The organism is Oleiphilus sp. HI0066 (genome assembly GCF_001635725.1).
The window spans coordinates 1-1472 of record NZ_LWFH01001010.1 but is presented as its reverse complement, the minus strand read 5'-3'; the positions used below and the strand labels follow the sequence as shown (position 1 = coordinate 1472).

Genomic DNA, 1472 nt, shown 5'->3' with positions numbered 1-1472 from the left:
ACATCCAAAAAGTCAGTGATCGCGAAATTTCCCGTGCTCAGAAAGAATTAGATAAACGCATCAAGGAATTCAACTCACTACAAGACCAACTGAAAGAAAAGCTAGGCGTTGAAAAGAAAAAAGCTGAGTCAACGATTTCTAAAGCAAAATCGACGGTTGAAAGCAAAGTAAAAACAGTAGAAAAGAAAGTTAAAACAGCCGCGAGAAAAGCCCCTGTTAAAAAAGCTCCCGCTAAAAAGACTGTTGCTAAAAAAGCAGCGACCGTGAAGAAGGCAGTAGAAAAAGACGTAAAAACTGCGAAGAAAGCCGTTGAGAAAGAAATTGAAACTGCGAAGAAAGCCGTTGAGAAAGAAATTAAAACCGCTAAGCAAGCAGTCGAGAAAGAAGTTAAAACGGTCAAGAAAGCCGTTACTAAAAAAGCTGCGCCAGCAAAAGCGGCGGCTAAGAAAGCTGCTGATAATTTAAGTAAGCTACCGGGCGTTGGACCAGCGACCGCGAAGAAACTTGCAGAGGCTGGAATCACAAGTTTCAAACAGGTCGCAAACCCGAGTGCGGCCGATAAGAAAAAATTAGAAGCCTTCGCGAAAACAAAAGGTTTCGCTGATTGGACAGCCAAAGCAAAAGAGCTGATCTAAGCCATTAATTTAACTAAGCCATGCGCAATGCATGGCCTAGTTATTCTTCCTCCATACACATATTTACTTTCATACCTTTACTCAACAGCTTACAAACGTTACACAAAAAAACGATACTCCCCCTGCTTAACTAATCCACTCCCCTACACTGAAATTACATAAAAAATATAATTCGAGTAGGTATTCTTGTGCTTAGTGCATCAACAATAAGAAAAGTATGTTTGGGCGGCATCCTCGCACTTTCAAGCTTCACGCTATTAGCAGATTCATCACTACAGATTTCATCTCATAAAAATGATGAGCTGCTACTGAAAGTCTTCGTGTTTGGTTCTTTAGCCATCATATTCGCGGCAATGAGCTTTGTACTCATTCGATTAAATAAGCGACTTAAAAACAATATTTCGAGCCACCAAGCTACCGAACAAATGATGTCGAAGCTGAGCAGTGCGGTCACAAATAGCGGTGCAAGTATCGTCATGACTAACGCTGATGGTGTCATCGAATACGTTAATCAGAAATTCTGTCGTAGCAACGGCTACCTGCACCACGAAGTGATCGGACAATCGATTGATATATTGTCCCCCGAGAGCCATCTCGAAAACGAAACCAGACAATTGCTAGACAATAGTTGTTTGAAATCAGCCTGGGAAGGCGAGGCACTTTGCGTGAAGAAAAACGGCACCGAATATTGGTGTGCGATCACAGTTGCCGCGGTCTATAACAAAGACCGAATCATCACGAACTATGTACTATCTGCGATTGATATTAGTGCTTTAAAAGACGCTAATTCTAAGATGCAAAATCTCGCCTTGTTTGACTCCCTTACAGGGCTGGCCA

The 1472-nt window shown here is 42.0% G+C and carries 2 protein-coding genes; both read left to right on the top strand.

Annotated features, from left to right (window positions below; all coding sequences use genetic code 11):
• Nucleotides 1–635, top strand: a 635-nt coding sequence (locus A3738_RS11980) for a helix-hairpin-helix domain-containing protein (RefSeq protein ID WP_068763609.1), incomplete at its 5' end; no start/stop codon positions are given.
• A gap of 188 nt (nt 636–823) precedes the next feature.
• On the top strand, nt 824–1472 hold a 649-nt coding region (locus A3738_RS11975; protein WP_156504224.1), incomplete at its 3' end, for a PAS domain-containing protein.